The organism is Kitasatospora sp. NPDC049285 (assembly GCF_040678815.1).
In the GTDB taxonomy this organism is placed as follows: Bacteria; Actinomycetota; Actinomycetes; order Streptomycetales; family Streptomycetaceae; genus Kitasatospora.
On sequence record NZ_JBFAQR010000155.1, the window covers coordinates 1 to 1261 of the forward strand.

Sequence of the window (1261 nt, forward strand, 5' to 3'; positions counted from 1 at the left end):
GGGCTGGTCTTGCCCTGGCGGGCGGTGTCGACCAGTTCGCCGAGGGCGGTGGCGAGCTGGGTGAGGCTGCGGGAGCCGGCGTCCTTGATGTTGGGGACGATCAGCCCGCGGGGGGTGGCGGCGGCGATGCCGAGGTTGACGGCGCCGCGCAGGACGATCTCCTGGGCGGCCTCGTCCCACTGGGCGTTGACCTCGGGGTGCCGCTTGACCGCGGTGAGCAGGGCCTTGGCGACCAGCAGCAGCGGGCTGACGCGGACGCCGGGGCCGAGCTCGCCGGTCTCCTTGAGGCGGCGGACCAGCTTCATCGTGCGGGTCACGTCGACCTGGACGAACTCGGTGACGTGCGGCGCGGTGAACGCGGAGTTCACCATCGCCGCCGCGGTGGCCTTGCGGACACCCTTGATCGGCACCCGCACGTCCCCGACCGCAGCCGACGCAACGGCCACCACGGCCTGCTCCACCACCTGCGGGACGACGGCCTCGGCGACACCGGCCGCCGCGGCGTGCACGTCCTCGCGCGTGACGGTCCCGTTCGGACCGGTCGGCGCCACGCTGCGCAGGTCGACGCCCAGATCCTTGGCCAGCTTGCGCACCGGCGGCTTCGCCAACGGCCTTGTGTCGGACGGTCGTTGGGGGGTGGGGCCGGTGGAGCTGTGGCGGGCCCGGCGCTGTGCCGTGCCGGTGCGCGGGCCGTAGCCGACCAGCACCTCGCGGCGCTCGGGCTCGGCGGGCTCCGCCACCGTGCCGTCCTCGGTCGCGGCGATGGCGATGATGGGGGTGCCGACGTCGACGGTGGCGCCGGCGGGGAAGTGCAGGGACTCGACGACGCCGGTGAACGGGATCGGGAGCTCGACCGCGGCCTTCGCGGTCTCCACCTCGCACACGACCTGCCCGTCGGTGACGGTGTCACCCGGCTTCACGTACCAGGTCAGGATCTCGGCCTCGGTCAGGCCCTCACCCACGTCGGGCATCTTGAACTCGCGCAGCGAGCGAACCTCGGTGGTCATCTCCACTCCCCCGGCTCAGAACGCGAACGCGCGGTCGACGGCGTCGAGCACACGGTCCAGATCGGGCAGGTACGACTCCTCGACCCGCGACGGCGGGTACGGCGCGTGGTAACCGCCCACCCGCAGCACCGGCGCCTCCAGGTGGTAGAAGCACCGCTCCGTCAACCGCGCCGCCAACTCCGCACCCAGACCCAGGAACACCGGCGCCTCGTGCACCACGATCGCGCGCCCGGTCCGCTTCACCGACTCCTCCA

The 1261-nt window shown here is 73.0% G+C and carries 2 protein-coding genes; both read right to left on the reverse strand.

Annotated elements, in window-relative coordinates; all coding sequences use genetic code 11:
- Positions 1-1007, reverse strand: a 1007-nt coding sequence (locus AB0K51_RS34850; protein WP_363462310.1) for a dihydrolipoamide acetyltransferase family protein, incomplete at its 3' end; no start/stop codon positions are given.
- A 15-nt stretch (positions 1008-1022) separates the two neighbouring features.
- Positions 1023-1261: transketolase C-terminal domain-containing protein (locus AB0K51_RS34855; RefSeq protein ID WP_363462312.1), on the reverse strand; the 239-nt coding region annotated here is incomplete at its 5' end.